The organism is Ahniella affigens (genome assembly GCF_003015185.1).
Classification (GTDB): Bacteria; Pseudomonadota; Gammaproteobacteria; order Xanthomonadales; family Ahniellaceae; genus Ahniella; species Ahniella affigens.
This window is the reverse complement of the sequence record NZ_CP027860.1, coordinates 1,220,737-1,247,130: the sequence shown is the minus strand read 5'-3', so window position 1 is coordinate 1,247,130 and position 26,394 is coordinate 1,220,737. Positions and strand designations below refer to the sequence as shown.

The window sequence follows — 26,394 nt, the reverse complement described above, 5'->3', positions numbered from 1 at the left end:
CAGTCAGCGTGCTTCCACATTCTTGGCGTCAACCGTTTCATCCTGATACTGCGGATCATCGTAATGCAGCTTGCACCGCGACGCGCTGCACGACACGATCGTCGCCGGATACCAATAGCCAAGAAACGAATAGCGAACCTTGGTGCCCGCCGCGAACGCACTCGGACCACCGTTCTGACCAGGATTCTCGTCCGCCGCATCGCTGTCGCGGGGCGAGCACACCGCGGCTTTCCATTTGTTGCCGATATCGGCGTCCGAGAGATACATCCGAAGCTTGGCGCGCGGGTCGGTCTCTTCCAGCACCGCCACCGCAAATCCGAGCGGCGCGTCACCCAGCCAATCCACACGGCCATCGCCACGCAAACGATAGTCACCCGATGCGCCCGTGCGGGTGCGATAGGAAAGCCCGGTAATCGTCATGACGCCAGCGACCACCGGATTCGGGTGATAGGTGTAACAGTAGTACTCGCCTTCAGGCAATGCGGTCATCGCGCCAGGCTGCTGCGCAGCGGTCGCGTCTGCCTGCGGCTTCTGGCCTGTCGCCGGACCAATGAAACCACCAGCGGGCCGCGTGATCGGACGCGCGGCCGGGTTGCTGACTGGGCGTGCGGGGCGCGTCACCGTGCTCGGCTCAGCCGATGGCGCAGCGGCCGGCTGCGGCGCGCTGGCGGGCTTGGGCGCCGCGGCACTGGGCAGACTCAGCTCCGCTGGTTGGCGATACTCCGTCGGCGCCGTGGCGAGGTCGTCATGAAACGTGCCGTCCTGCCAGTCCTTCCATTGCACGAGCACACCATATTGATCCTGCCGGACCACGCGTGCCTCTTCAGGCTTGCCGTAATGCTGCACGATGACAATCTGACCAGGTTGAAACTCGGTCGCAAACGCAGGCCCCATCAAGACGTTGATCAGCAACGCCAGTGCGGCATGAAGCAGATGTCGGACGCGCATGGTCTCCCCCTTCCTGAATACGATGCCGGCTGAGCGTACCAGGATCTGTAACCTACTCCCTCTTCCACGCGAGTGGGAGAGGGCTGGGGAGAGGGCTACTTGCGACACGGCGCCAGCATCGGAATCGCGCATCGCCACCAATAAGTTGATGCGTAACGATGCGCACCCTCGATTCGACCGGTACCCGTAGCCTTCATTACGTCGCACTTTGCGATAGTCCGACCGACCGCGCATCGCGATCCTGCCACCGACAACATCTCAATACATCGGCGGCCGATACGTAAACATGGTCAGCAGCGCAATGCCAGTCGGCGTCACGGTAATCATCAGGCCCTCGCCGTCACGATCCTCCTGGTTGCGCGCCTCATCACCAAACCACGCCCCATTCATGAAGTCATAGCCCGTCACGTTGTCAAAGCCCTGCTGAATGCACGCCACATTCAACGTGCTACCGGTCAATAACTCCAGGTAGTAGCCGCCTGCACCAAAGCGCGCACTGTCGTCGCCAGTCGAATCCCACGTGAGTTCGGCGGTCGTGCAACTCGTAAACGTCACGCGCATCCGGCCCCAACGCTTGAGGTTCACATCTTCGGCGTTGAACGCATCACCAAACATCGTTCCCGTGGCCGACACCATCTCGAGATCGAGCACGCGGCCGTTTGCTTGGCCACTGCCGACGATCCAGTACTGCGAGCCAATCTGCGACACATCGACCAGCGCGGGACTGAATTCGACATTCGTCGCGCCACTGAGACCGCCACTGTTCTCGGGTTGAAACAAGACGCCCTGCGACACGCCGCTCGTGAGATTGAACACACGCACCGAGCTGCCGCTGGTGACCAGCAAGCGACCGTCAGTCGTGCGCTTCATACCGGCCGGACCCGTAACTGCGGCAAACTCCCCCAAACTCGCACCTGTGGTGCTGAAGCGCAGCACTTGGTTGCCGGCCTCGCTGGCCACCAGTACGTTGCCATTCGATTCAAACACCAAGCCGCGCGGACGCCGCAAGCCGCCCGCATTCGCGGCAATAAAGGTGGTGACGGCACCCGTCTGCGGGTCGTAGCGGAGCACGCTGTTGGTGTAGTAGCTCGGCACATACAGGCGCCCGTCGGGACCAATTGTCATACCGACTTCAGGGCCATCCAGGCCACCTGCGCGCGCGGCAATCGGCGTCGCCTTCAGCGCCCCCGTTTCGCCGTCGTAGAGCCGCACGCTATCGGCATCGAACCCCGCCACATAGAGGTCGTCATTGGCGTCGAACGCAATGGAAATGGGCCGGAAGCTCGTGCCCAAATCGAGAAACGTGTCGACGAACGCAAGCGAACTCGGGTCGTAACGGAGGATGCGACCATTGTTCTCGGAGACCACATAGAGCAACCGGTCTGGTCCCAGCGTAATCGTTTGCGGCCCGCTGATCCGATTGGCAGTGTCCAGCGGGCCAATCAAGGTCCCGGCGCAGGCGTCGTACACCAGCACGTTGTTATTGAAATAACCGCTGACCAATGCCCGCGATGGGGTGCATTGTGCCGAGGCGACGGTCGAAAGGGTCATGAACAGGGTGAGCAACAGTAAGATTCGAGACAACATGCGAGACTCCGGTGAAAGGCCGCAGATTGGCCGGCTCACTTCGTTTTCGCCTGTCAGAAAACCTCCGTTTTTTCTCCGTTCCGGACCCGGATATTTGCATGATTTGGCGGAACGGTCGGTCGGTCGGCGTGACATCGACAAGGGTGTGCCGACATTGGTCGTTGCGCGCCGATGCAGTCGGTCAAGAGCCCAAACGCTTGTCGACAATCGCTCATGCGGGATGGTCAGCGCTGAACTGAGACCGGCGCCAGCGCAAGCGCTTCACTTTCGGTGAGCCTGCGCCAGTGACCTTTGGCCAAGGTCCCGAGCGCCAATCCGCCAACGGCAATTCGGATCAAGCGCAACACGGTCACGTCATGGGCAGCTAACAGACGACGAATCTGCCGGTTCCGTCCCTCGTCCAGCACGATTTCCAACCAGGCGTTCTTATCACCCTGGCGGAGGATCGCGACCGAGACCGCAGCTAATGCCTCGCCGGCATCAACGACCCCAGCACGCAGCGCCGCAAGCAAGTCCGCATCCGGAATCCGGTCGATCTGCACGTGATAGGTCTTTGTGATCGCGTGGCCGCCGCTGCCTTCGGTGATCGCGGCAGCCCAGCCGGGATCGTTACTGAACAGCAGCAACCCTTCGCTGGCCTGATCCAATCGCCCAACCGGCGCCAGCCAAGGCAGCCCCGACTCGGCGAAGCACTGATATACCGTCGCGCGACCGCGTTCGTCGCGGGTCGTGGTCACCAAGCCGCGGGGTTTGTTCAACATCACGTAGACCCGTTCAGCTACCACGGCGGCCTGATCGGCGACGAGTACCCGATCAGCAGGCATTCGGGTGGGAAACTCGGGGTCGCGAACCACCCGACCATTCACTGACACCCGCCCGTCCCGGATCCATTGCGCAGCCACCGTGCGCGAGGCCAGTCCCATCTTCGACAGCACGCGCGCCAAGCCGTGCCGGACGATCGGCTCGTCAGGGCGACGACGCATCTCGGCTCGTCACGTCAACATAGGAAGACGGGCCCCGCACGCTCAAGGCTGCGTGGCTTGCGGCTGCTTGTCAGCATCGACGGCCTCGTCGTGCTTGGTTCGTGGCGGCGCATGTTTCACATAGCGATCGAACCACGTCAGCATCTCGTAGACCAGATGCTCGTTCGATTCGCGGGCCGTGTACCAATGCGGCTCGAACGGGAGCATCACCAGTCGTGCAGTGCCGCCATTGCCGCGAATGGCCTGAAACAGGCGCGGCGACTGGGTCACTTCGGTGCCAGGGTTGGCGTCGTCGCTGCCGTGCACGATTAGCAAGGGCTCATTGATCTTGTCTGCATGGAAAAACGCTGAGGCTTCATCGTAGGCCTTGGGCGCCTTCCAAAACGATCGCCGCTCGTTCTGAAACCCAAACGGCGTCAGTGTCTTGTTGTAGCCACCACTGGTTGCCACGCCCGCCCGGAACAAGTCGGTATGAGCCAACAGATTCGCGGTCATCAGCGCACCATGGCTGTGCCCGGTCACACCAATGCGATCGGGATCAACCACCCCCATTTCTACCGCCTTCGCAACGGCCGCCTCGGCATTGTCACGGAGCTGCTGCAAGTACGTGTCGTAGGCATTCTGCGGGTCGCCGACAATCGGAAACGATGCATCGTCGATCACGGCATAGCCGGCCAAAAGCAGCAGTTGATACGTGCCCAGTCGCGTAAACGTCTGCCCCGACCCGCGCACTTGTCCAGCCGTTGCAGCTTCGGCGTAATCGAGTGGATAGGCCGCAAGAATGGCCGGCAAGCGCTCCCCAGGCTGATACCCCGGCGGCGTATACAACGTAAATGACAGCGCCACGCCGTCCTTGCGTTGGTACGTGACGAGTTGCTTTTTGATCTGCCGGACCAGTGGTGCCGGGTCGGCAAAATTCGTCACCTGCTGACGCGTCGACGCATATACGGCCTCATTGGGGGCTGCGTTCTTCAGGCGCTCGCCCAAGGTCCGAATCCAGATGTTCGGCGGATCTTTGGGCGACTGATGCCAGCTGAACCAATGCGTCGAATCGCCATCGATGAAATCGGCAAATCGTTCCAACGCATCACCCGAGCTTCGGAACAAGCGCTCGGTTTGGCCGGTCCGCAAGTTGTAGCGATCCAGAAACGGACGGTCGCCGTCGGGCGACGCACCCGTACCCGAGAGGAAAATGTGCGGACCATCGCGACGCAGCACCGAAGCGCCATTCGACAGACGCTCAAACATGGGATAGCCGGGGTCATGATATTCATCATCCCAGGACAATTCCCAAAGCAGCTTGCCCGGCCGACTTGGCTTGGCCACGTCAAACTGCCGCACCTGATACCAATTGCGATTGGCGTCGATCTCGGTCAGCAGGGTTTCCGAACCCTTGGCAAACCAAGCCATGCCGCCAAAGCGCTGAGTCGTTCGAAACAGTTCCTTGGCCTGGCCCGTAAACGGCGCCTGCAAGCGCATCACGCGATCGCGTGCGGCTACTTGGTGCCGCCAGTCGCCGCCATCGAGTGCTTCGACCCAATAGAGCTCCGCTGGCGCGTTCGCACGCCAGAAGAAGCTGCGCGGTCCGGTGGGCGAGCCTCGCGGCGGCACCCGATCGGCAACTGGCACATCCGCAACGCGGACTTGTGTTTTGGTGTTGAGGTCGACAATGGCAACGCGGTGCGCAAAGCGCTCCCAAGTCGTGACATAGGAATAAGGCTGCTGCAGCGTCTCGACTCGCACGTGCACGCCGTCCGGCGCGACACTGACATCGGTATACACCGCGGGCGCGGCCACGAGTTCTGAGTGCCCTTGTACAACGTCAACCGCGCGCAACTCAGACGTGGCGTAATGGTTGAATAGCGCTTCGTCCTGAGGGCTCGCTAGCGTGTCGCGCGATTCATAGGTGCCACTCTCGCCGGACCCACTGGTGGCATCCTTGATTTCAGGCCCGACGGGCACAGCGGGTCGAACAGCCGGCGCGCCGAGATCGGCCGGCACCGCTTTGACAATCAGCTTGTGCGTGCCGGCGATCCATTTGATGTCTTGATCCAGGATCGGATTCAACTGAATGCCTTCAATCTGCCAAGTGCGCGCCGTCGTCGCGTCACCAACCCAGAGTTCGGCCCCATCAGGGGTCGCGTTGGCAAATGCGAAGTACTTCCCAGATGCCGACCAGATGGGCCAATCAACGCAAGCCCCTTCGGGCAAGGCGACGGGCTTAGTCTGGCGCGACGCCACATCAAGCAGACTCAGACCAGCAAGGCATCCACGGATTCCGTATCCATTTGCCATGTCATGGCGGTTATGACCGCGTGGCTCGATTCTGAGTCCGGCCAGTTTGAGATACGGCTCGGCCAACCGCGTGATCGCCGGAAACGCTTCCTGTTGCACCAAGAGCATCGTGCGCCGATCTGGCGACAGACTGGGCGACGGAATCTCCGGCAGACGCATGGTTGCCAGCAATGGTTCGGGCGGCTGCTGGTATTGCGCTGCTGACGGCCCACTCATGCCGCTCAGTAACGCGAGAATCAGCCCAAGTTCCATTCCGCTTCGATGACTCATCGGGTGCACGCTCGCTGGTGATCACGCGAGTTTACCAAGACGGGATTGCCGGGACGATGGCCCAATCGACCTATCCGCTGCATCGTCGCCGGTACGCTGGCAATGGTCGCCACAGCGAGACTTTCTCAAGCCCGGGGCATACGCTGATGCGAGCTCACCGTTTCTCCAATCAATGTCTGTGGTCGGCACCTGGCACACGACAACACACAGACTCAGCCGCGCTCATGTTTCGTTTCCGATCAGGGCATATCCTCAAATCCGCTCGCAAACAGGGCATCAGTCGGCGGCGTCTGGAATTCGTAAGCGCCGATGTCGATCACGCCATTGACCACTCTGGGGTTGAAGTCCAGATCGCTGGTGGCCGTGTTGAAGGAATTCGAACCCGTGTCGATGGCCGGTGACCCGGCAGCCAGATGAAAGTCGTTGCTGCCGTTGACGAATTGTGGATTCACATTGTTCGCGCCAACGTCGTCGCCGAGATTGTTGCTGCGAAGAACCGGTGTTCCCAGTATCAAGCCGAATGTGCTGCCTTCATTGCCATGCACGATCGTGTTGGTAAGCGAATGGCTACCTGCGGACGCTTCGTAGACCAGTCCAGTACCCTGGTTGTTGACAACGGTACAATTGGACATCGTGCTCGTGCCGGTCCCGGTGTGAGTCACGTAGATCCCACCCAGCGCACTGTTCGTGACCAGGCAATTTCCGATACCAAAGTCGGCGGTCAATGTCGCCAAGACGTAAGCCTGCGTTCGATTCCCTGAGACTTGATTGGGCGCCGAATTGCGAGCAACCTCCAGGGCATTGATGTCCAACGTCGAATTGTCGAACACTCCGATGGCCAAGCCGGCGCCGCTGCTACTGGTCGCCAGCACCACGTTGTCCGCAATCACGTTGTCTGAGAGCGTCAATTGCGCGTCGCCAAAGCCCTCAACACTAAGCCCGGCACCAAAGCTGCCGCTGCTCTGCACTGAATCCTGATTGAACCCAAAGTAGCTCTCGGACACGCTGATACGAGCGCTGTTTGACGCGCGCAGAAACGCGCCAATACCGTCCTTTTGGCCGGTGCCAAAGGCTGTGTTATTGGTGAATTCACATCGGGCGATCGCGATCTGACTCGTCTGTGTCGCGTCGAGACGCAAGCCCGCAGCCCCAAAGTTGCTCTGGTGACCGGTCACCCGGCAATCCTCCAGACTGAACTGCGACGCATTCGCCAGGCCACCGTAGATGCCACCAGGCGCGCCCACCCCCAGACCGCCGAGAATGGTCAGGTTCCGCACTTGCAGTTGCGCCATCGAGGTCAGATTGAACGTCAGTACCGTCCCACCCAGCGCGCTCGCCTGCCAGATCGTCTGGCTTGGCGCGATCGGATTTTGCGTGAAGCTCGCATTCCAGCCCCCCGAAATCTGCCAGACCTTCTCGCCATTGATGGGAAACACGACGCCGCCGACATGGGTGCCGGTTTGCAGGCGAAACTCGTGATTGTCCGGATTGGCGTTCGCATCCGCGATGGCGGCGTTCACCGTCGGGAACGCACCGTCTGGTCCTATGGTGTACACCGTCGCCTGAGCCGATGTCCCAAGCCCGCCCAACAACAAAACACCAAAGATCGTGCCACGCATCGCAAGCTCCAAAGAAGGTGCGTGGCATTCAACGACCAAACCCGATTTCCGGTTAGGCCAGGCGCGTCAGTTGCTGGTTCAAGCGCGCCAGACTCAAGCCTGGCAAGGGCGCTACTAAACAAGTTCAGAGGCGACGCGGGTCTGAACGTCCCGAATGGACTCACCCAGACGCTCCCAAGGTTTCGGCACTCAGTGTCAGGTCTACTCCCGGCCCCTGTTCACGTTGTATTGACATCGAAATACTGAACTGGGATCCAACCAAGTCGCACCGTTTGCCTGCAAGGCCAACCCAATCAGCCCGCAGGGATGCCCCCAGCTAGGCGACCGGAGTCGTCTGGCTGGGGGCGAACCCACCCGTACGCCTATTGGGCGTGTCCAGATCGGCAACGCCCGGACTCGGGGCATGAGCCCCCATTCATTCGATACAGCCTGACGCACCGACCAATTTGTCGAGCTGAATGGTCGCGCTAGGCCGGCCGTTGATGTGATACGTCAAGAACGCACGACTACAAGTCTGCACGTAGAGATCAGCGGTGCCCACCTGCACTGTCGTAGTGGGCGTGGTTGTATTGAATTTGCCGTTCAACGTCTCATAGATCGGCAACCCGCTGGCCGTTCGTGAGTTGCCCGGATAGTTGCCCTGGATCGTCAACCACCGCTGACCGCTGGGGCCAGTGCCCGGCTGACCATCAACAGCATACGTGTACCAGGCAGCAAAGAAGAAATTCCCAAGATTCGGTGCAAACTCGAACTGGAAACCCTGGCCGGCGGTCGGCGGGTTGTACCAGGCACCGTTGAGCGTCGCATTGATGCCTTGCTGGTTGAGACTCACGATCGGTTGGAAGTTGCTGTCGCAGTTCTGATCAGCGATCAGGCGCACGAGTTGAATCGTGTTGCTGCGGGGCGCGCCGTCCACCGTGACGGTGTAGTTGAAATTGGCAACATTGCAGCTCTGAAACGTCAGGCGCGCGGTCCCGATCTGCGCTGCGGAAGTGGGCGGCAGACTATTGAAACGCCCGCCCGTATTTTGATAGACCTTCAGATCGACGAACGGCGAGCCCATTGCGACGTTTTGAGCTTGCGCCGAATACCATCGTTGTCCCGTCGGGCCGGGTTGACCATCCACTGCGAACGAATACCAGCCTGCGTAGACATAACTTGCGGCTGCCGACACATTGATCATGAAGCCTTGACCAGACTGGTTCGGGTCATACCAGGTGCCGCTATGCCCAGGCCGCAGTGGCATCGATTGCAAGCCACCCAAGTCCGACACAGCGCGTCCGGCATCGGCCAAACCGGCGCCGCAGGTCGAGCTATTGCAGTTCGCGCCAATGTGCGATCGCGCCTTGCTACGAATCTGTTGATAGACCTCGGCGGGGGTCCAAGTTGGCCGCAGCGCATGAATCAAGGCAGCGGTACCAGCAACCTGTGGAGCGGCCATGCTCGTGCCCTTCAAGTTGTAATAGGTGTCCGCACCGGGCGAAGCGAGTCCGTTGTTGTAGGTCGACAGAATGCCGTCATAAGTCCCAACGTCGCCTGCCTCCGTACCGCCAGGCGCCGCGACCCCGTGCGCACCAACGGTGTTTGAGTAGCTCGCTCGAGTGCCGTTACGGGCGATTGCGGCAACCGGCAACACATTCGCACAATTCGCCGGGAAGTAGTTCGTTGCGTCCCCCTCCTGATTGCCAGCGGCGACGACAATGCTGATGCCGCGCTGGTAGGCAAGATTGATGGCATCCTGCAGGGCGTTTGGACACGCCTCCGGAAATAGGCTCGACAGGCTCATATTGATCACCTGTGCCCGCGGATAGCCCTGTGCCGGGAGCGCGTCTACTCCCTCGCCAGCGGTCCAACGAATGGCATCGACGAGATCGGACAGCACGCCGCCGCCCGGGCTGATGACACGCACTGGCAGAATCTTGGCTTCATACGCAGTCCCGGCGACGCCGATGCCATTATTCCCCGTCGCCGCGATGATCCCCGCCACATGCGTTCCGTGCCAAGGCGTTGGGGCCTGAGGCGCCGGGCAAGGTCGCACGGGGCAAACAGGACCACCCCCGCCACCTGGCACCATGGCAATCGGATCCAGCGGCGAATTGTCGCGCCCGGCTGGAGCGTCATAGTCGTACGCCGACATGAAATCGTAACCGGTCGTCAGAATATTGCCGACCAGATCGGGATGTGGACGGTAGCCCGAGTCGAGAACTGCAACCGTGACGCCGGCGCCCCGAGTGAAGTCCCAGGCCAGCGGCAGATTCACGCTCGTTGGCGCGGCGTTTGCCGAGCCGAGATGCCACTGCATTGGGAAAAGCGGATCGCTTGGGACCGCTGCCGAAACGATCGCGAGATCAGCGTGAACGAATTGCACATTGGGATCAGCCGCTTTCAATGTATTGCTGATCGAATCCACTTCGCCGCGCGTGGTCGCGTTGCCGATTGCCACCACCCATACGCCATCTGTGCCGATGCGGACGAGACTCAGCGGCCGGCCGATGATCGCGCTCCAGGCGGAGACTTGTTTCGCCGGATCGCCCTTTTCGCGCGGTTTGGACCCCATGCCCTGCTTGGACTTGATCATAAGTTGATTGATCGGTGCCGCGGCGTCGGGACTGAGTGTCGGTACTTGGGTAAATGCAATCTGGGAACCGGCGTCGGCATACAGGGGTAGCGCAAGGGCAGCCACCAGGGCCCCCAATTTGATGTGCTGGCAGATCGAAGATCGAAATTGACTGGACACGTTGATTCTTCCTGGACTCTAAGGTGAATAGGTATTCGGGACTGGCAGCGGGGCGCCGTCCATTCGCTATGGCCGGCCTGATCTGCCAGTTGCAAAACGCGCACGCAACGATCGGCAACATGACTGACCGGGGTCGTTGGGCGATTGGTCCAGCCCCGCTTCACGTGAAATCGGGCAACAACAGGTTGGACTTGCATGGGTACGCGGAATAGCTTGGCCGATATGATCACGATCGCGTAAACCCAGCGAAACCCGGTGCGGCGGCCCGCTCCGGCAAAGGGAAAAGGAGTCGCGCACGCCAGCGCCGCTTTGCTTGCCCGAGTCTGAACACCAATCGCGCCACAAAAGCCAGCAACCGGCCCGCGCAGACTCAGTGCGGGCATGAACGTCCAGTCTGGTCTGAATCAGCCCCGCGAAATATCCGACCCACGAGCCAGTTTGCTACCCTCGGCAGCAGGACGGGCCGTGACACCCGTTCGCGAGGTGCCCAATACCCCTGAAAGGGGGCTGTTCAGCGTCCAAAAGCCAATGCCGAGGAACCCGGAAAATCGTTCCATGACTGATATTGAAACCCCAATTACGTCGCTTCTGGGCCGTTGGCGATCGGGCGATCGTGCCGCCGAAGACCAATTGGCGCGAGCGATCTACCCATTGCTCAGGCAAGTCGCAATCAGTCAGGTGCGGCGTCAGGGTCAGCACCTGACCCTGGGCGCCACAGATTTGGCACAGGAAGCGTACTTGCGCCTTCGCGAACAACAAAAACACGACTGGCAGAATCGCGAACAGTTCTTCGCTATTGCGGCAACCGTCGTCCGTCGTGTGGTCATTGACTACTTGCGTGAGCGATTCGCCGACAAGCGCGGCGGTGGCAAACTGTTCGTCGAGCTTGACCAAAGCAATGAGGCCGAATTGACCGAGCAATCGAGCACGGTCGATTGGATCGCGGTTGATCAAGCACTCAGCAAGCTCACCGTTGAGGACCCGATCTGCGCGCGCGTGGTTGAGCTGAAATTGTTCACACCGCTTGGTGTCGAAGACATCGCCAAGACGTGTCAACTTTCGGTCGCCACGATCACTCGGCATTGGCGCTATGCGCGAAGTTGGCTGGCCAGAGAACTGGAGACAGGCAGTATCCCCGATGATCGCTGAATTCAACGCGCGCTCGCGCGCGCTGTTTGATCAGGCACTGGACTTGCCGACCGGCGAGCGCGCCGCCTACGTGCGCGCAGCCACCGCCGAACATCCCGACGTGCGCGCCAACGTGCTGGAGTTGTTGGAGTATCACCAGCGCAACGAGAATCGCCATACTCAGCAGCCGTTTACGGCAATGATCGACGCGGTCGTGAGCGAGCAGTCCAACTTGTACGGGCAAGTTGTCGATCGGTACGAATTGCTCGAAATGATCGGACAAGGCGGCATGGGGCGTGTTTACAAAGCGCGCCGCACCGACCAGATCGGCCAGCCGCTCGCGCTGAAACTAATCCGCAAGGAATTTCTGGCGCCGAATATGTTGGATCGCTTTGCCGCCGAGCGCGAGATTCTGGCCCGGCTCAATCATCCAAACATCGCGCATTTCGTTGACGCCGGAAGCATCGACGGCCACACCAGCTTCGTTGCGATGGAGTTGGTGGATGGCCTGCCCCTTAGGACCTACTTGGCACAAAACAACCTGGATCTGAAGCAGCGACTGCACTTGTTCCGACAGTTGCTCGCGGCAGTCGCGCACGCGCATCGATCGTTGGTCGTCCACCGCGACATCAAACCCGAGAATGTCATGGTCCGGACCGACGGCGTCCTGAAACTGCTTGATTTCGGGATCGCAAAGCTGATCGGTGACCAGACTAGCGTCACCCGTACGCACGAGCGCATGTTCACGCCCATGAATGCGGCGCCCGAACAGATCCTCGGCCAGCCCTGCGACGTCACCACCGATGTGTACGCTCTAGGCGCGCTGCTTTACGAATTGATCGCCGGCGTGCCTGCTTTCGCCAGTCAGGGCCGTACCCCGGGTGAGCTTGAGCATGACATTCTGAAAGTACCGCCGAATGCCATGCGCAGCCGCTGCACCAGCCCAGGCCTCAGCGCGACCGCGATCCCGATTGATCTGGAAAACATTGCTCAGAAGGCGCTGCGCAAGGAGCCAGATGGGCGTTATCGAAACGTCGAGCAGTTGGACAACGACATTTTGCGACTACTCGCAGACGAGCCCGTCTCGGTATCGGGTAATAGCATGGGATACCGGTTGCGCAAGCTCGTCGCCCGGCATCAACTCGCGTCGGCCCTTGCGGCTGCCATTTTGGTAACGGTGCTGGTCGCGATGGCCATGGTGCTGGCGCAGAATCGTCGGGTCATCGCCGAACGGGATCGCGCGACCCTCGCGCTGGACGCCATGCGCCAGGCTTTCGTCGCGGCAGATCCGGATGGCTTCACGGGCGGCGATATCCGAGCACGCCAGATTTTGCGTCAGATCAATGCGGCACTGTTGCCCTTGTTGGCTGCGAATGATCGCCAGACGGCTGGACTGATGCTGACTCTGGCGGAAGTCCAGGTCTCAATGGGGATGCTCGCAGACGCCGAACGATCGATGCAGGCACTGAACGGTCGCATCGAAGACAATGCTTACAGCTGCGTGCTGGACGCACGTATTCTGGTCGAGCGCGATCGATTGGCCGACGCCGAAACCGCTTTGGATCAGTGCCAACTCGACGATGAGCCGGCACGCCAGCGCGCCGACCTCGCGCGTGCCCGCATCGCCATGAAGCGCTCACGGTTTGCCGACGCGGCGGCACGCTATGAGCAGCTGAGCAGTCGGATCAATGCACAACAGCCGAACTGGTTCTATGTGCAGACGCAATACGCGGACGCCTTGGCTAGCGCAGGTCAGGCGGAACGAGCCCTGGCGCATCTGGATCGCGCTGAGATTCAGGCACGACAGTTCTTTCCGCAGGATCATCCGATTCTCGCCAGATTGAAATTGGCGCGCCTCGAAGCCATGGCCAATGCCGGCAACCGGACCGAGTTGCTCAGCCAGGGCCCGCAGATTGCCGCCACTCTGCAGGCCGCATTTGGCACTGATTCAATCATTGTCGGTCGCGCGGAGTCGTTGGTTGGGCAAGCCTTGCTTCAAGATCGCCAGTATGCGGCTGCAGAGCCACATCTTCGCAATGCCTGGCAGACCTTTCGAAGTGTCCTTGGCAGCGGCCACTTCTTCGTGCTGAGCGCCGAACTGAACCTTGCTACAGCGTTGGCCGGACCGAGCGGCAATGCGCCGGCTGCTGAACCGCATTTCGCCAATGTCGAGGCCGAAAGCCGAGAGATCGAAAACGTCAGTTTTCATGCCTTTGCGGCATTCAGTGCCGCGAAATATCAGATCCAGCAAGGCAAGCAGCATGAGACACTGGCTGGCCTGCAATTGCTCAGCGCCAACTGGCCGGGCCGAAGCACACTCGATCAGGACGCCCAAAAGCAATGGCGGCAATGGCAGGCCTATGGGTTCTGGGAAGCAGATTGCGCCGCGGCTGCGGGCGACTATTCTGAGGCCAATCTGTGCCGCGCGCGCGTGAGCAGCGAACCAAGCTGCCAGGCGGCTCAACAAGTCTTGTGCACACCACAAAGCGACAAGACCGACCCCGGCCAAGAACCGCACTGATCGACCAAGCTCTTTGAGCAAGCACAAATTATTGTTTTAAATCAATGAACTAATTGGCCTTCTGGGATTTTTCGCCAGCCGTGATCATTCGCTTTGGCAAATTCCGCGTAGAACCAATCACACCGAGTTCGCAGATCCTATTGCGTGCCATTCTGACAGCATCGAGACCGGTGAATCGTCAGGGGCAATGGCCGATGGGACGATTTGCCACTGACTGAATCCCAATCGCAAAGGTGCTGGCCAGACCTGAGCAGAAGACCGATTCGATGATCAGAAGAACCGATGTAGAGATTCTTGCGGCTGGCTGTCAGCAGCCGCTGCCGATCCAACATTTCAGCAGAGAGTGACGACCCATGTTCAAATACTTCATTGCAACCCTACTCGCTTCCGGACTCGTGGCGTCCGGCGCAAGCGCCCAAAGCCAGACCAACAACCCGACACCACCGGATCCAGGCTCGCCGCCGGTCACCTGCAGCACCGGCAAAGCGGCTCGTTCCGACTGTTACCCGGAGTCAGGACGCGGCTATTTGCTCGCCTGTCCGTCGAGCGCTCCGAACCTGACGATGAACGTTTCGAAATTCTTCTGCCAAGCACCACAGGAACCCGCGGTTCCTTATCTCGAGTGCCAGAGCTTCGGCACCATGACGAGCTGCCAGGGCTACCCAAGCGACGCCGATGAGCTGTTGTTCAGTTGGATCGCCTCGACCCCGGCCTACGTCACGGTCTCGCAACATGGTCCGGGCGGACGCTATGCCGACATTGGATGTGAACTGCCTTGGGCCGGCACGGTGACCGTGTACATCTACAATTCGATTTCGGGTCAAGGCAGCTACGCCTCACACGAAGTCACTTGTGGTGGCGCCAACCAGAACTGATGCCGTGCCAGGGCTCCTGCCAACGCCGGGGCCCTGGTTCGCTTGACGGGATAGCTATTCCGGATTCTTTTGCGGCGCGGCAGCAGGCGGTGCATGCGCCTGAATCTGCGCCTTGATCATCTCGGCCATGCCTTCGATCTTCCCACTCAGTAACAGGCGCCACGTCTTGCCATAGTGCTTGAGGCTCATCACTTCCATTGAGGTGAGCGTCATGGCACCGGCCCTTACCTCGCCACGCGTCACCAGATGCGTGATCTCACCTTCCGGCACACTGCCAATAATCTCCATCGACACCAATTCGGTGTTCGTGGCCTTCATCTGCTTGTCAGCGAAACCCAAGCACCCCTTCATGAATGTCTCAGCCGACATGGCGCTCATGCTTGCTGCGGTCATTTCCGGGCCAAAAATGCCCTTTCGCACTTCCTCACCCAGACCCGGCTCAATGGCCAGGACGGGCGCGAGGCTCGCACGAAACCGCTCCAACTCATCAGGATGCATGAACTCGGTAGCGCCCGACATCCCGCTCGTCTTGAGGGCTGCGCCATAGGCCTCCGCGACTTGTTCGGGCGACTCATCCTGCGCGTTTGCCAGATTGACTGCAACGGCTAACAACAATGCCGCGAGCCACGCCCAGAAGCGACTGTTCATTGTTTTGTTCTCATCCAAAGAGAAGCCGGCGCGGCATCTCGGAAACCGGATGATACATCCTCATAAAAAAACAACGCGTCGCCCAGTCAGCGCCTCTCGCAAGCACCGAACGCTTTCTGGCACCGGAACCACGCGTGTGATCGAAGCGACCCGCCACCCCATTCGCAGAATGCCTGCCCGGCTTGGTTACGGAGCGCTACGCTCTCTCTCATCAAACACGCCGAAACCCATCGGATTTGATCACCAAGACATTGCGGGTGGTGACGATTCTGACCGCAAGTAACCCCCTCCCCGCCCCTCCCCCGCGCTCGCGGGGGAGGGCGCCAACTCCCTCTCCCACGCGAGTGGGAGAGGGCTGGGGAGAGGGCTACTTGCCACACTGTGCCGTCGTGAAAATCGCCCACCGTCGCTGACAGTTTGATGCGCGAAGAATTCCAACGTCGATGCAACCAGCTCGCTCAAAGATCTTCAAAGCCCGACGCAAATAAAGCAGTCGGCTCGGGCAGCAGCGCCACTCAAGCACGTCCGGTAGCGGTGGCATCACGTCCTGCTACCACCCAGCCTGTGGGTGAGCGGACAATGAAGTCCGGATACTGACGGCAGTCGCCGGACGCCGCGCAATGCCAGCTCATCAGTTCGGTCCCTGTGCTAGTCAGGAACGCTGCGTCAGCACTCGTTTCGGTGCTGGCCCAGACCGCGATGTCACCCGACTCCGATAACACCATCCGAGTCGGCTGAAACGACAGCGCCGTGGTATGAATCAAATCCCCTTGCTCGGTGAATTGGCTGACGGCATGTGGCCCACTCGGACCATCACTGGTGATCACGGCGAACGAGCCGCTGCCATTTCTGGTTGAGTACAACGGCATGGCCGCGGGCAAAAAGTAGTCGTGGGAACTGACCAATGTGCCGCTCGAATCATGGAGCCGCAAACGGATATTGCCTGCAGGCGAGGTCAATGCATCCAGCAGTGCGAATTGACCGTCAGTCAGCAAACGGGAGTGTGTGAGCAGCGAACGCGGGAGACGCCGCTCTGCACCGGCCTCGGACATGTCAGCCTGAAGGGGTTGCCAGACAAAATCCGGACCTTGACCAAAACTCAAAGCGCCTTCATCACGTTCGAGCGACCGCCAGATCTGCCCGCCCGACCCGATCACCAAGTCTTCGAAGTAGAAGTAGAACGGGGCAATCGTCGGGTCAAAGCTCAGTGATTCTTCGCCCAACAAGGTGCCGTTGGCAGCTGCGTGAATCAGAGCATAGGAACTTGCCACGACCACGCCGTTCTGGGGTGATGCAAACAGACCAAGTTCCGGCCCGTCATGCCACCCCAGGCTCAGGTCATGCAACAGATTGCCCGCCGCATCGACTCTCGCCAACCGGAGATTGGAAAAGTCCTTGAGATAGGCGCTGACCAGACTGCCGTTCGCCGTTGCCACAATCGGCGCCAGCATCGGCGCCCCCGGATCGTTTGGAAATTCTGGACAACTAACGCATAGCGTCCGCGACCAAAGCGTGCTGCCCGCACTACCGAGCCGCCAAGTCTTCGCTGTTTCGCCTGATTCACAATAAGCGTTCACCACCACATCGGGCCCAGCACTTGCCAAGCCGAGCACTCGGCTTGCCGCGCCGTTTTCACAAACCGGCAATTGCTGCGACTAAACGGGCACGCGAATCGCCGCCCCGGCAGTACCGATAGTCACGAACGCAAGACCCAAGGCGCCGGCCATTACGGCCAGTTTGGATACAAGCAAATGCTTCGGGATCGACATGGCAACTGACTCAACGTGACTCGCGTTGGATTACACCCGACAGGCCGCTGCCCCACAAGTTGCGCCGCATTCATCCGCGCAAAACGGGCGCGCCAAAGGCTTCAGGGTCACCATCGCCAGGTCGGCGACGTGCTGACAGACAACGACAGCCAACTCTGCTTGCTACAATCGACCCATGAAGGGACGAATGCTCTGGTGTCTGTTATTCCTGGTTTGCGTATCGGCGCTGATCGCTAGCGCATCAACACGCACGTTCGCATTGTGCAACATCGTGGTGCAGTTGGCGTTGTTTCTGCCTTTTGCGCATTGGCCGGCATGGCGGACGAATCACTTGTCTTATGTTGACTTTGCTTGGCCTGCCGGGGTGGCGGCCCTCGGGGCTCAGCTCCTGGTGTTTGCCCATTCCATCACTTGGCTGACGGTGGTCGCGGCCTTGATCCATTTGTTCGTCGGCTTACGCATGGCGTATTGGGCGGCACACATGTACCGGCCCGGCGTCCTGACCCGCGACTTGCCACGCTACCAGTACCAACGTCAACGCTGGGCGCGCGCGGGGTTTCGCAGCGAACGATTTTCGGTGCAGTATGAAATCGCGGTACAGGCCATGGCAAACATGTCCTTCCTCGCCATGCCGGCCTTGCTTATTACGGCCGATCCAGAACCGGCGTTTGGCGCAATACACGGAGCCGCCGCGCTCTTGTGGTTTGGTGCCTATGTTTTTGAGAGCACGGCAGACTGGCAAAAGCGCCAATACACCCGCGCGCATAGAGCCGATCGCACGAGCGTTTGCGAAGTCGGACTGTGGCGCTACAGCCGCCACCCGAACTACTTCGGTCAATGGCTGCAATGGATCGCCTTGGCGGCGCTGGCCCTGCCCTCGCTGATCGCGTTGCGCGGCGCGCTGCACACAAGCGCTCTGGTGGTGTTTGCATTGGCATTGCTCTGGATGATCTACCTGATGTACAGCACGCTGGTGTATTACACCGGCGCCGTGCCTGCCGAACACTTCAGCCGCCTCAAACGCCCCGCATACGCCGACTATCAACTACGCGTCAATCGGTTTTGGCCGGGGCCGCGACGATAAGCTTTCATACAAACTGCAATGCGTTAAGGAGCCTCTGAACAAGTTCAGAGGCGATGCGGGCCATGGATGGCCCGCCCAGAATCGAGCACGCAAGTGCTTGATTCTGGAGCAATGAGTCCGGACACGTGCCGGACTCATTGTGGGTCTGAAAGTCCAGGATGGACTTATTCAGACCGGCAAATACTGGCCATGGATGGCCCGCCCAGAATCAAACACGCAAGTGCTTGATTCTGGAGCACTGAGTCCGGACATGTGCCGGACTCATTGTGGGTCTGAAAGTCCAGGATGGACTTATTCAGACCGGCAAATACTGGCCATGGATGGCCCGCCCAGATTCAAACACGCAAGTGGTTGATTCTGGAGCACTGAGTCCGGACATGTGCCGGACTCAGTGCGGGTCTGAAAGTCCAGGATGGACTTATTCAGACCCTCCTTAGGGCGCCTCTGAACCAGTTCAGACCCGCCCTAACGCTCCTGCCCATTCCCCTGCAAACAGGGGGGAGACTTGCCACTTGGCAATCCTGAGACTCCTGCCACTGGAAGCCGGACTTTACGGCTCGGTCATTTCAGGAGAGATCACCCAATGCACCGCCCAATACACATGATGGTGATTTGCTTGTGCAGCATGTTGATGCTGCTCTGCCCGCCACAAGCGGCAAGCCGCGCGCCCAGCTTGCAGCCAGGGTTTCAAGCCAACCATGGTCAGCACGATCCTCGCGTGCAGTACTGGGCTCAGCGCAGCGGCATCGCGCTGTTTGTCACCAAGCAGACTGAACTGGTTCATGTACTGAAGGGTTCGGGTGACCGCGATTGGGTCCTCGTTGAACGCTTCGATGGCGCTCACCCAAACGCGATCAACGCTGTCGGGCGCGAGGACCACGCAATCAGTCAACTCCGTGGTGGCAATGGCCACGTCATGCCTTTGCCGAGCTACCGGCAACTGGATCTGGGTGAAGTCTGGCCCGGGATTCGCGCCGACTTACGCCTTGCTGCGGGCGGCTTCGAGAAGCGTTTTCATCTTGATCCCGGCATTGGTGCCGAAGCAATCACGATGCGTCTGGAAGGCGTCAACGACTTGCGAATTGCCGACGATGGACGCCTATTGTTGGAAACGGGGCTCGGTGTGGCGACGCTGGATCGCCCGATTGCCTGGCAGGTCATCCACGGCAAGCGTCGCGCGGTCGAGATCGGCTATGCACTCGGGGAGGATCGAAGCTATGGATTCCAACTTGGACCATTCGATGATCGCTATGCACTGACCATCGACCCAGTCATCCGGTCAACGTTTGTGGGCGGTAACTCGGAAGAAAGCCTCACCGACATGGTCGTCGCAGACGACAGCGTCTATGTCGCGGGCTACACCTTATCGGCCAACTTTCCGGGCACCATTGGCGGCTTTCAGCCAACCATCCAGCGCAACTCGACGCTCGGCGGCAACCCGTTTGTAGCGCGTTATAGCCTCGATCTCGGCACGCTGCTCCAAGCCACCTACTTCGGTGTATTCGGGCCGACTAGCGGTGGCCAGAGTGGCGGCCCGACACCGCGCGGACTGGCCGTTTCTGCCGACAGTGTGTATCTAGTCGGCCAAACCTTCTCGGTCGTGGAGCACATTCCGGGTGCCAGCAATGGCGCGCAATCCACGCCCGGTGGCAACGGCGATGGTTTTGTGGTGCGGTTCAATCGCGCGCTCACTGCCGTCAGTCAGTCCACGTTTTACGGCGGAAGCAATAGTGATGGTTTCTGGACCGCCGCAGTCGGGCCCGATGGACTCTACGCCGTAGGTTCGTCGGCGTCGTCAAGTCTGCCCGGTGGCAGCGCCGGCGCGATCACCAGCTTGCCCTCCGGAGGCGATGCGATCGTGGTGAAATTCGCGCACGATCTGCGCTCGATCACAAACGCCAGCTTTGTCAGCGGCTCGGGGACCGGTGCTGGCAAAGAAGCCCGTGCAGTCATCGTCGATGGTGACGACGTCTACGTCGCTGGCTCAAGCGGAGCGGGCTTGGTCGCAACTGCGGGCGCATTCCAGCCCAACTTCGCATCAACGGGTGTCGGGATGGATGGATTCGTGGCGCGTTTCAATGGCGGACTCACCACCGTTCGGCGCTCAAGCTATCTCGGTGGCAGCCAGGACGAAATCGTCCGGGATATCGCAATCGACGCCAACAATGTTTATCTCGCTGGCGATACGCGCTCTAGCAATTTTCCGATCGCGCCCAACGCACCCGATACGCAGTTCAGCCAGGGCGAAGGATTCGTGCTTGCGTTGTCGCGGGATCTCTCAACACGATCTGGCGGCACTTTCGTTGGCGGCAGCAACAGTAATGACAATCTCTGGTCGATAGCGATGGGCGACGGCGCCCTATTTGTCGGCGGATCTACCAACTCCAGCAATTTCCCCGGAACGGAAAACGGCGCCACATCAGGCAATCCGAACAATCAGATCGTCGGATTCGCCACCCGGCTGGACACCGCCCTGAGCCAAATCCAGCAATCAACCTATTACGGCGTCGGCAGCGGCCTGACGCAGGTGTTTGGACTTGGCTACGGCGCCGACTCGGTCTACCTTTCCGGACGCGTGCAAGGATCAACACTGCCGGAAACTAGTGGCAGCGCGCAACCAAACTCAGGCGGTACGTTTGATGCGTTCATCGGCCGCATCACCCCGGATCTGGGTATGCCACAACCCTCGGCAAATCTGGCGATCAGCAAGACTGGCAGCCTCGATATCCTCGAGAACGAATACATGACTTACCAGGTGAGACTCCAGAATCTGGGACCCGATCCCGCGGTCAATGCTGAAGTGGCAGACATTCTGCCGGCCGATCTGATCGACGCCCGCTGGGTCTGCAGCGCAACCGGCGGTGGCGCGTGTCCGGCCGCGAGTGGAAGTGGCAATCTGCAGGCCACGGTCACCATGCCGGTCGGCGCTGTGCTGACGTTCGATTTCTGTGCGCGCTATGTGGGGATTGGCACCGAACTCTCGAACACCGCAACGACCGCCGTGGCAGCAAATATGCTCGACCCCGTGAGCGCCAACAACATGGCAACGTTTAGCGTGACCGACCCCAGCCTATTCAAGGATGGGTTTGAGGACAGCAACATTCCGCCGCTCTGCCAAACCTTGCCCTGAGGCTTGCAGGCTTTGCTGAAGCGCTACCGGGTCAAGACGAGATACTCGGAGACAGGATGTCCGATTCGGGCAATCGCGCGACTTGGCAAAACCGGGATCAGGGTGCTGTGCGTCATCGGGACACCTTGATCGACGAACCTGCCACGCCAGGTGACCAGACCGATGCGAGCATTGGATACAAGAACCACGCGCATCCCGTCTCTGCTGCAAACCACCAATTGAACGCGCGTCTCGGCAAGATGGCAACCCGCATCACGAATCCGCCCAGAATCAACCACGTCGTTGATTGATTCTGCGACACGGAGGCCGCACATGTACTGGACTCAATGCGGGCCTGGAAGCCACGCGGGTCTGGATGCCGTGCAGCTCTGAAATTCCAGGAGGGACGTTTTCGGACTCGCCCTAGTCGTCCTTGTGCCGCGCCGCGCGTGCTGCCTCCAGAGCTGCCTTTCGTTCTCTTGCGGCTTCGTTGCGTGCCTCTGAGGCGGCTTTGGCTCGCGCATTCGCGGCATCGCGGTTCGCCGCAGCGGCGGATGGTTCTTGGGGAACGCGACCATTCGGCGTGCGCTCAGGCCGCTCGGCAGCGGGTGCAACCTGCTTGTCGGCATGGCGTTGCGACAGCGCTGACTCATTGCGTTCAGCCTGCTGGCTGTCCCGCTCAGCTTTCAGTCTCGCATTCTTCTCGTCCCACGTTTCGCCTCTCGCAACATCGGTGGCATCCAAACGCAGCACCACAAACGGAACGGGATCCCGCTCATCATGGAAGCACATGAATTCGAGAACCTTGCCGGCGACCTTGTTGGCATCGTCAGAAAACGCTGCGTCAGCTGCAAACGCGGCAATATCCTGGGCATTGAACTGCCAAATCCCAGTGACCTTCTTGGCTTCTTCCGGGGCCAGCATGGGCTCAAACTTGCCAAGCAACCCACGGCGAGTCACATCTTCTTCGTTCGACGTGATGTGGTCATTGCTGTAGGTAAATCCTTCCATGTCATTGAAGGTCACCAGTTGCCCATCAACCCGTCGGATCTTCTTGCCACAATTCAAAAATTCTGAGTGCGCGGGCTGCGGATTTCCATAGCTGTCGTGCTTCGCGAAATTGTAGAGCAGCGCCAAACTCTGCCCAGGTTTAAGGGTGTAGGTCGGCGGCGAGGCCGTACTCACGGGCAGAGATTGGCGTTCAATGAACGCCTGCGACACCACTTCCGAGTTGTACTCGCTGAGCTTGCGCTCGGCATCGGCAACGCGCCCAATGTAAGCAGCGAACGGAACATCGGCAGCAAGTGTAGTAGTACTCATCAGTAGGCCTGTAAGCAAGTAGTTCGAAACACGCATATCGAATCCTGGGTCGCGGTGAGTCGCGCGACAGATGGTCGCTGAACCTCAGCGCATCCGAATCCCAGGGCGATGTGACGCGCGAGAACATTCAAAACCCGGGCGCCAGCCAGACGTTCCGTCAACATCTCACCGGACGCCTGTGGGGCTCTGCGCCTGCACAGCAAGACGAGATTCACCTGAAACACTCTGAACACGTTCAAAGCCGATGCGTCCCATGGATCACCCGCCCAACACCAAGCACGTTCGTGTTTGATTCTGACGCAATGAGCCCGAACACGTGTCGGACTCGTTGCGGGACTGGCATCCAATCTGGACGGTTTCAAGCGCTCCTGCGTCTATAGCTGGCATGACTTCGAGACAGTTTGATCGTGACGAAAATCAGTGGTGATGGACACTCGCACGCAATAACCTGCCTCACTTTCGTGGATACAGGCCACCGTTTACTTGAAGACGCTCGCAATGATGCTTGGAAGGCAGCTCGCTGATGAGCCAATGGGTTGATATGACAGACTAACTCGTGCCAGCGCAGTCAGTCGGCACCCAATACTGCGGCGGAACGGTCCTGAACAGGACAACCAACGATCAATAGACCGCTCCAAGCGCTGGTTATGGCGGGATGTCCTCCGGGTCGCGATACCCACACGCGCCTCCCACATGAAGCTACTACCGCCCTCGCCCACCAACGAACCAGCGCGAACGCTGCGCCACCCATTGCTAACCGAGGAACCACCATCATGCGCTCATTGTCGCTTCAGCCCCGAGCAATGACTTTGAGCAGCGAGCGCTTGAATTCTGGAGTACCGAGTCCGGAAACGTGCCGGACGCAGTGCGGGCCTGCAAGTCCGATACGAACTTATCCAGACGCTCCTTGGGTGCGGTGAACTATTCGAAACTGTTCGCAAACACGATATTGCCGTCGGTCACGGTGGTGCACGTCGAGAACTCCGACGTATTACCCAAGTCGTCGGTCGCGGTCATTGTGAGCACGCTGCCGATCGCTGGTGCATTGGGCAATTGAATACGGAAGTTCTCGGCTGAACCCGCGATGCGCGCATAGGAAAATCCCAGGTAAATCGCACCTTCGCCGGTGCCACCCACGCTATCGCAAGCAGTATTTTCATAGGCAGCCAAGGCATAAATAGCATCTTCGGCGACGGGCACATCCAGCGTTCCAACTACCGTCAGCGTACCGTCCAGCACGGTCGCGCTGGCGACGACAGGGAAGTTCTGCAAGTTGTTGCCGCCCGTATCGCCGTCGTTCGTGTCGTTGGCCGTCGCGCCTTCGGGCGAGGTCCCGCTCGCGATGAGGTCAATGCCATGATTGTTGCTGTCCAACACATCATTGGCATACACGGATGCGCGCGTCGTGTTGCTGGAGATCAACATGGCATGAGTGCTGAATCGCACTAGGTTTGGCGCGCGACCCCCGATACTCACCGTGGACACCGCGATCGGTCCAGTAAAGGCAATAGCCCGACTAATGCCGCGATTCAAGACGCCCGTACGATCGGTGCCGATGAGGTTGCCGTCGATGCGCAATCCGGTCACAGGGGCTCTGATGATCGCGATACCTTCGGTTGCGGCACCGCCAATGACATTCCTATCGGCCGGCAGCGTGCCGCCAACGGTCGCGCCCGTTGTTTCGCTCACGATCACGTGTGAACTTGTGTTGGTCAGCGCCGTCGTGCCGTCGGGTGCGAGTCCGACGAAATTGCCGGCGATGGTGTTGCCTTTGACCGCGGCAGGGCAAAACCCAACGGTATTCGTGACGCCGCTACCGATTCCCGAGGAAAACCGCGTCACCGACAAGCCGCGTATCGTGCTATCGCTGGCACAGAGCGCAAGACCGACATCGGTGCCCGGGCTATTCAATCCGTCCAGAGCGATCATGATGACAGCATTGCTTGTCGTGGCGGACGTATTGGTCGCGCTACCCGCCTGCGTGTAGCCATCAATCAGCACGGGATTGGTGATCGTCGGCAATGGCCCCGTTGGCGAGATCGTGTGCGGCCCCGCACCCGGGATACTGAACGCGATGATATTGCCATCGAGATTCGCATTGGCTGCGGTAATGGCCTCGCGCAGGCTGCAATCGGCATTGCAGGTACCATCATTGGTGTCGGCGGTCTTGTTCACCGTGAAGGTCGGGCTCACGGCGTCGACATTCGTGCATGCAGAAAACTCCGACATATTGCCGGTAGGGTTGAGTGCGGTGAGCACAATGCCGGTGCCGATGGGCAAGGGCTCGGTGGTGGCGAACACCACGTTATTGAAGTTCTCCACCGTTTGATTCGTGCTGACGAAGTTGAACGTACCGAGAAAACGCTCGCCCTCGCGGTCGCTGGCTGCGCTGCAATTCGGGTTAGCATACACGCCGATCAAGTACGAAATGGAAGTCCCCGTGGCTTCGCGATCCACGCGACCACTGATGGTCAGGCCTGTGGTTGAGCGCGACACCGTAATGTTCTCGGGGAAATTCTGCAGGTCGTTGCCGCCCACATCAACGTCATTGATGTCGTTGGCGGTGATGCCATCGGGGTTGGTGCCGCTTGCTAAAAGGTCGATGCCAAGGTCATCGTTGTCGGAAAAGAAGTTGTTGAAGAACGTGGTGCCCGTGGTGGCACCGCCAACGCGCACGCCCTCGCGATTGAAGCGTATGACGTTGGGGGCGCTCGAGCCGACGGAGGCATTGAGGTCGCCGGCGCCCAAGAATGCAATGCCAGACTGAGAATTGCCTCGATCCTGCACGCCGGATTGGTCCGTACCGATGAGGTTCCCATCGATGGTGCCCGTGGCGCCATCGCTGAACAGGACGCCGCTCGCAACATTGGCGCTGATCACATTGCGGTCGGCCACGTTGGCACTGCCGATTGTCACCGTGAAACCCTGCACGAACACCCCGACAAACAAATTGCCGTCGGCCGCGCCCAAGGGGCTCAGGCCGACAAAATTGCCCGCCGCGACACCCGACGTAAACGGGCCACCGGCGCAACCCGATGCCGTCGTGGTTTGCCCAAAGCCGATGCCTTGCCGCGTGAAATCGGTGATCGACAAGCCGCGTATCGTCACGTTGCTCGAACAGATACCGATGCCCGTCGTTGCGGCGCCCGCGGACGCGCCGTCGATCTGGATTTTGATTATGGCATTGCTGCCCTTGGCGAGCGAGTTGGCACCGGCGCCGGGCTGCGTGTAGCCATCTATGGTCAGCGGCTGCGCGATGGTGGGCAGCGCCGATGTCGGCGCGATGGTGAACGGGCCTGCGCCTGGGATGTTGAACTGAACGGTGTCGGCAGCGACGGTGAGATTGGCCGCGCCAATGGCCTGGCGCAAACTGCACGAGGCACCGCACGTGGTGCCGGCAGTATCACTGGTGCTGGTCACGGTGAAGGTCACAGCCTGCACGGCGCTCGAACACAACAAAATCACCAAAGCGAATGCACGCATGACTGAGCCCTCGAAGTC

General features: G+C 59.9%; 16 protein-coding genes. 6 read left to right on the top strand and 10 right to left on the bottom strand.

What is annotated here, in order from left to right; all coding sequences use genetic code 11:
- Positions 1-3 precede the first annotated feature (3 nt).
- The 6 genes from C7S18_RS04650 to C7S18_RS04625 all read right to left on the bottom strand — a co-directional run bounded on the left by C7S18_RS04650 (position 4) and on the right by C7S18_RS04625 (position 10,439).
- Complete coding sequence (locus C7S18_RS04650; protein WP_106890458.1) at positions 4-948, bottom strand: hypothetical protein; 945 nt, start codon at positions 946-948, stop codon at positions 4-6.
- A 258-nt stretch (positions 949-1,206) separates the two neighbouring features.
- Entirely contained in the window at positions 1,207-2,535 is a 1,329-nt protein-coding gene (locus tag C7S18_RS04645) for a Vgb family protein (protein ID WP_106890457.1), read from the bottom strand.
- A 224-nt stretch (positions 2,536-2,759) separates the two neighbouring features.
- Positions 2,760-3,518: a pseudouridine synthase gene (locus C7S18_RS04640; RefSeq protein WP_106890456.1), complete on the bottom strand. Its 759-nt coding sequence runs from the start codon at positions 3,516-3,518 to the stop codon at positions 2,760-2,762.
- A gap of 42 nt (positions 3,519-3,560) precedes the next feature.
- Positions 3,561-6,083, bottom strand: a complete 2,523-nt coding sequence (locus C7S18_RS04635; RefSeq protein WP_106890455.1) for an alpha/beta hydrolase family protein — start codon at positions 6,081-6,083, stop codon at positions 3,561-3,563.
- Positions 6,084-6,322: 239 nt separating this feature from the next.
- Positions 6,323-7,702: a right-handed parallel beta-helix repeat-containing protein gene (locus C7S18_RS04630; protein ID WP_106890454.1), complete on the bottom strand. Its 1,380-nt coding sequence runs from the start codon at positions 7,700-7,702 to the stop codon at positions 6,323-6,325.
- A gap of 415 nt (positions 7,703-8,117) precedes the next feature.
- The gene (locus C7S18_RS04625) at positions 8,118-10,439 is read right to left on the bottom strand and encodes a S8 family serine peptidase (protein ID WP_106890453.1); all 2,322 of its coding nucleotides are present in this window, start codon (positions 10,437-10,439) and stop codon (positions 8,118-8,120) included.
- Positions 10,440-10,994: 555 nt separating this feature from the next.
- Here C7S18_RS04625 and C7S18_RS04620 point away from each other — a divergent pair.
- The 3 genes from C7S18_RS04620 (at position 10,995) to C7S18_RS04605 (ending at position 14,963) form a co-directional block, all read left to right on the top strand.
- Entirely contained in the window at positions 10,995-11,588 is a 594-nt protein-coding gene (locus C7S18_RS04620) for an ECF-type sigma factor (protein ID WP_170113110.1), read from the top strand.
- Entirely contained in the window at positions 11,578-14,088 is a 2,511-nt protein-coding gene (locus C7S18_RS04615) for a serine/threonine-protein kinase (protein WP_170113109.1), read from the top strand. The genes C7S18_RS04620 and C7S18_RS04615 overlap by 11 nt, the downstream gene beginning before the upstream one ends.
- 353 nt (positions 14,089-14,441) lie before the next feature.
- Positions 14,442-14,963, top strand: coding sequence for a hypothetical protein (locus tag C7S18_RS04605; protein WP_106890449.1), 522 nt, complete (start codon positions 14,442-14,444; stop codon positions 14,961-14,963).
- A gap of 54 nt (positions 14,964-15,017) precedes the next feature.
- Here C7S18_RS04605 and C7S18_RS04600 read toward each other — a convergent pair whose 3' ends face one another.
- Positions 15,018-15,611, bottom strand: coding sequence for a hypothetical protein (locus tag C7S18_RS04600; protein WP_106890448.1), 594 nt, complete (start codon positions 15,609-15,611; stop codon positions 15,018-15,020).
- 515 nt (positions 15,612-16,126) lie between these two features.
- Positions 16,127-17,062: a hypothetical protein gene (locus C7S18_RS04595; protein WP_106890447.1), complete on the bottom strand. Its 936-nt coding sequence runs from the start codon at positions 17,060-17,062 to the stop codon at positions 16,127-16,129.
- 493 nt (positions 17,063-17,555) lie between these two features.
- On the opposite strand from C7S18_RS04595, the gene C7S18_RS04590 reads away from it, so the two are divergent.
- From C7S18_RS04590 to C7S18_RS04580, 3 genes are all read left to right on the top strand, one after another.
- On the top strand, positions 17,556-18,464 hold the full coding sequence (locus C7S18_RS04590; protein ID WP_106890446.1) for a DUF1295 domain-containing protein: 909 nt from the start codon (positions 17,556-17,558) through the stop codon (positions 18,462-18,464).
- A gap of 718 nt (positions 18,465-19,182) precedes the next feature.
- Positions 19,183-21,594: a DUF7948 domain-containing protein gene (locus tag C7S18_RS04585; protein WP_170113108.1), complete on the top strand. Its 2,412-nt coding sequence runs from the start codon at positions 19,183-19,185 to the stop codon at positions 21,592-21,594.
- A gap of 56 nt (positions 21,595-21,650) precedes the next feature.
- Positions 21,651-21,884: a hypothetical protein gene (locus tag C7S18_RS04580; RefSeq protein ID WP_106890444.1), complete on the top strand. Its 234-nt coding sequence runs from the start codon at positions 21,651-21,653 to the stop codon at positions 21,882-21,884.
- Positions 21,885-21,996: 112 nt separating this feature from the next.
- On the opposite strand, the gene C7S18_RS04575 is transcribed toward C7S18_RS04580, so the two are convergent.
- On the bottom strand, positions 21,997-22,893 hold the full coding sequence (locus C7S18_RS04575; protein WP_106890443.1) for a hypothetical protein: 897 nt from the start codon (positions 22,891-22,893) through the stop codon (positions 21,997-21,999).
- Between the two features lie 921 nt (positions 22,894-23,814).
- Positions 23,815-26,376, bottom strand: a complete 2,562-nt coding sequence (locus tag C7S18_RS04570) for a beta strand repeat-containing protein (RefSeq protein WP_106890442.1) — start codon at positions 26,374-26,376, stop codon at positions 23,815-23,817.
- Positions 26,377-26,394 lie beyond the last annotated feature (18 nt).

What these genes read in the sequence shown, in the direction of transcription:
- C7S18_RS04570 (WP_106890442.1), bottom strand. Translation starts at nt 26,376, where the DNA reads ATGCGTGCATTCGCTTTGGTGATTTTGTTGTGTTCGAGCGCCGTGCAG.
- C7S18_RS04640 (WP_106890456.1), bottom strand. Translation starts at nt 3,518, where the DNA reads ATGCGTCGTCGCCCTGACGAGCCGATCGTCCGGCACGGCTTGGCGCGC.
- C7S18_RS04580 (WP_106890444.1), top strand. Translation starts at nt 21,651, where the DNA reads ATGTCCGATTCGGGCAATCGCGCGACTTGGCAAAACCGGGATCAGGGT.
- C7S18_RS04590 (WP_106890446.1), top strand. Translation starts at nt 17,556, where the DNA reads ATGAAGGGACGAATGCTCTGGTGTCTGTTATTCCTGGTTTGCGTATCG.
- C7S18_RS04575 (WP_106890443.1), bottom strand. Translation starts at nt 22,893, where the DNA reads ATGAGTACTACTACACTTGCTGCCGATGTTCCGTTCGCTGCTTACATT.
- C7S18_RS04620 (WP_170113110.1), top strand. Translation starts at nt 10,995, where the DNA reads ATGACTGATATTGAAACCCCAATTACGTCGCTTCTGGGCCGTTGGCGA.
- C7S18_RS04605 (WP_106890449.1), top strand. Translation starts at nt 14,442, where the DNA reads ATGTTCAAATACTTCATTGCAACCCTACTCGCTTCCGGACTCGTGGCG.
- C7S18_RS04600 (WP_106890448.1), bottom strand. Translation starts at nt 15,611, where the DNA reads ATGAACAGTCGCTTCTGGGCGTGGCTCGCGGCATTGTTGTTAGCCGTT.
- C7S18_RS04635 (WP_106890455.1), bottom strand. Translation starts at nt 6,083, where the DNA reads ATGAGTCATCGAAGCGGAATGGAACTTGGGCTGATTCTCGCGTTACTG.
- C7S18_RS04630 (WP_106890454.1), bottom strand. Translation starts at nt 7,702, where the DNA reads ATGCGTGGCACGATCTTTGGTGTTTTGTTGTTGGGCGGGCTTGGGACA.
- C7S18_RS04650 (WP_106890458.1), bottom strand. Translation starts at nt 948, where the DNA reads ATGCGCGTCCGACATCTGCTTCATGCCGCACTGGCGTTGCTGATCAAC.
- C7S18_RS04595 (WP_106890447.1), bottom strand. Translation starts at nt 17,062, where the DNA reads ATGCTGGCGCCGATTGTGGCAACGGCGAACGGCAGTCTGGTCAGCGCC.
- C7S18_RS04615 (WP_170113109.1), top strand. Translation starts at nt 11,578, where the DNA reads ATGATCGCTGAATTCAACGCGCGCTCGCGCGCGCTGTTTGATCAGGCA.
- C7S18_RS04645 (WP_106890457.1), bottom strand. Translation starts at nt 2,535, where the DNA reads ATGTTGTCTCGAATCTTACTGTTGCTCACCCTGTTCATGACCCTTTCG.